Source organism: Vibrio harveyi NBRC 15634 = ATCC 14126 = KCTC 12724 (assembly GCF_001591145.1).
Classification (GTDB): domain Bacteria; phylum Pseudomonadota; class Gammaproteobacteria; order Enterobacterales; family Vibrionaceae; genus Vibrio; species Vibrio harveyi.
Genome location: NZ_BCUF01000100.1, coordinates 1 through 3,168, shown reverse-complemented (window position 1 = coordinate 3,168; position 3,168 = coordinate 1). Strand labels below are relative to the sequence as shown.

The following is a 3,168-nucleotide window of genomic DNA, read 5'->3' as shown; positions in this document are numbered from 1 at the left end:
ATTTAGAAAGCCCGTTGAGAAATCAGCGGGCTTTCGTCGTTTTAGCGTTTGGAAAATTGCGGGATTTCTAAATCCCTAGTTGAGCGCAACCTCGGACTAGGCGTCCCCGCACTCAGCCACATTTAAAAAGCTCGTCGAGAAATCAACGAGCTTTTATCGTTTTAGCGCTCGGAGAATTACGGGATTTCTAAATCCCTAGTTGAGTACAACCTCGATACATAGCCACTCTTAGAAATGTTCGTTGCGATGCGAATCAAAAAGAGTGCCACTACTCCAAACATTTACCACTCCTCAACTGATAAGAAAAAAGCCCACAACCTGAAGTGTAGGTGTACCTTGAGAGTGACTTACATTTATTATTAGGCGAATTATAAGGTGTTTATAACTGTTGCTAAGGTTACAGCTAGCCTAATATTTATCTCGGCAAATGACAGGACTCTCTTTCTGGCATGTGCTAAATCCATCTATTTGTTGCTTAGACAACGTCAAAGGCTAGGAAAATAAAAAGGGAAAGGATTCCCATCTTAACATCCCAATCAAGTGTAAAACCCGTTAATTATTGATGTCGTCTTCATCGCATTCTCGCGACTTGGTTAACCCTTCTTGATTTTGCTTTTCATGCAAAGCTTCGATTAACTTTTTATCAACTTCTGTAAAATATAGGTCTTCGATTGCTTTCTCCCGCAAACGCAGCTTTTCCGTAAAATCCATACGCTGCCGCCTCTTTTTTGACAATACTCACCTTAAGTATAGGTCTTAGGCTTGCCACAATAAAAAAGGTGAGACATCAGTGCCTCACCTTTCACAATCATTGGTTCTACTATCGTGGTTTATATACGCTTTCTGCGGCATTGATAAGCTGCATGTGAATGGGTACTAAATCTGAGTGATTACTTCGATACCCACCACCAACAACAGCGGCAACAGGAATCCCTTTATCTTTCATCAACTGCATTATGAAACGGTCTCGTTCATATATCCCTTGCGTGGATACGTCAAAATAACCAAGTTCATCGTCGGTATGTATATCTACACCCGCATCATAGATAACCATATCCGGGCGGTGCAGGTTGAGCGCCATTTCAACCACTTCTTTAAACGTCATTAAGAAAGTATCGTCACTGGTTCCTCGGCTCAACGGAACGTCGAGATCTGAATCCGGTTTCCTCGCGGGAAAGTTCTTATCACAATGGAAAGACAGGGTGATGATATCAAGCTCGTCTGCACATAAAGTTGCAGTACCATCACCATGGTGCACATCGCTATCAATAATAAGCACTTTGTCTACGTGCTCTGTCTCCAGCATGTGTTTTGCCGCGATCACCAAATCATTGAATAGACAAAAACCACTTCCAAAATCTTTATGCGCATGATGGTAGCCACCGCTAAGGTGAATCGCGACACCGTGCTCTAATGCCTTTTCTGCAGTCAAAACGGTGCCCGCTGTCGACATAAGCGTCCGCGAGACTAAGGTCTCACTCCAAGGAAATCCTATTCGACGCATTTTAGCTGCCGGCATATCACCACTAACAAGCAAATCCACATACTCCCCACTATGAACCAGCTTGATCTCATCCACGTTAAGCGGTTGAGGTTGGGAAAATTCGATATGTTGTCCCCAATCTTGTTGAACCAACTTGTCCTTCACCGCTTGATAAAGGTATTGGTACTTCATAATTGGATAACGGTGACCTTCCGGCAGTTCCAGTTGTGAGTAGATGGGATGATAGATCAGTGGCAACATGAGACATTCTTTTCAACAATCATTGTGAAATAGTACCAACTCCAAGAGTTGATTAAAAAGGAAATTAATTGATAATGATTTTCAATATCAGTTAATTTCCTTTCATTATGAACAAAACGTTATATACGATCCTTGGCGCTTTCTTTGGCTCTTTTTGCGCGATATCGCTTTTCATGTCAATGATGGTTGGAGCTTGGTGGCTGGTTGATTTTATTGCTCTGAGCTAACACAATGATCTACTTCTATATCACCTAATTGAATCACACAGATAGGCACACCCATGAGTCAGACAGTCTTTATCACCGGAGCAAATCGCGGCATAGGTTTGAGCCTAACAGCACTGTATTTACAACAAGGTGCTCACGTACATGCGACCAGTCGCAATCTAGCAGAAAGCAAAGATCTGCAAGCGTTAGCATCAAACTATGACACGTTAACTTTGCATGAGTTAGACGTCACAAATTACGATGATGTCACTGAGTTAGCTAACCAACTCCCTGCTATCGATCTGCTGATCAACAATGCTGGGTATTACGGACCGAAAGGTTATGGTTTTGGGAATACAGACGTTGATGAATGGCGTCAAGTATTCGAGATAAATACGATCGCGCCCTTAAAGCTTGTCGAGAGCTTCTATCCTGTAATGAAAAAAGGGACAACTAAGAAGATCGCATGTATCTCTTCTAAAGTTGGCAGCATGACAGAAAATACCTCTGGAGGAGGTTACATCTATCGCTCTTCTAAAGCTGCACTAAACTCAGTAGTAAAAAGCTTAAGTAATGATTTAACAGGAGAAGGTTTTACCGTACTCGCTCTACACCCTGGTTGGGTACAAACAGCAATGGGCGGACCAAACGCCCTTATCGATACTCAAACCTCCGCAGCAGGTCTTGCAAAAGTAATAGAGCAAAGCTCGCAGGAAAATTCTGGTCAGTTCATCAACTACGACGGAACCATGCTTCCTTGGTAATCTTTCGCAATCAATAGCTTAAAGTTGGGTCACGACAATCTAATCGTGTCGTGATCTTTCTATCCCCCCTTCTTTATCTCATCACTTTACTTGAATTTCACTCATTCCTATCCAGACTTAGTGAGGATATCGACCACTAAGGAGAGTAACCATGGCTGCAGATAAAGATCTGGTCAATTTCAGTGAAGATCATGAGCTCAATTACTGCTTGAGAAGTGCAGGTAAACGTCAAACTCAAGCGAACCGAGACACGCTTGTCGACTTGGGACGACAAGTAAAGCAAGATTTAGGAAAGCGTGTTTTAACGCAAGATGATGTGCGCGGTGCGATACAAAGTAATGGGGAGCTATTTGATTAGCAGCGATCCATAAATGACAAAAAGCGGCGCTCCAGGTGCCGCTTCGCTTATTGATTATTTAGACGCTTTCTACCTACGTAACCTCGAGATGCTAGG

General features: G+C 42.8%; 4 protein-coding genes. 2 read left to right on the top strand and 2 right to left on the bottom strand.

Annotated features, from left to right (window positions below; genetic code table 11):
• Positions 1-552: 552 nt before the first annotated feature.
• Both VHA02S_RS26230 and VHA02S_RS24440 read right to left on the bottom strand, forming a co-directional pair.
• Positions 553-711, bottom strand: a complete 159-nt coding sequence (locus VHA02S_RS26230; protein ID WP_169786523.1) for a hypothetical protein — start codon at positions 709-711, stop codon at positions 553-555.
• A 109-nt stretch (positions 712-820) separates the two neighbouring features.
• A complete protein-coding gene (locus VHA02S_RS24440) occupies positions 821-1,744 on the bottom strand; it encodes a histone deacetylase family protein (protein WP_017189346.1) in 924 nt (307 codons plus the stop codon).
• 280 nt (positions 1,745-2,024) lie between these two features.
• Here VHA02S_RS24440 and VHA02S_RS24435 point away from each other — a divergent pair, with 280 nt between their 5' ends.
• Both VHA02S_RS24435 and VHA02S_RS24430 read left to right on the top strand, forming a co-directional pair.
• A complete protein-coding gene (locus tag VHA02S_RS24435) occupies positions 2,025-2,714 on the top strand; it encodes an SDR family oxidoreductase (RefSeq protein WP_038899686.1) in 690 nt (229 codons plus the stop codon).
• 151 nt (positions 2,715-2,865) lie between these two features.
• The gene (locus VHA02S_RS24430; protein WP_005444646.1) at positions 2,866-3,072 is read left to right on the top strand and encodes a hypothetical protein; all 207 of its coding nucleotides are present in this window, start codon (positions 2,866-2,868) and stop codon (positions 3,070-3,072) included.
• Positions 3,073-3,168: the final 96 nt, after the last annotated feature.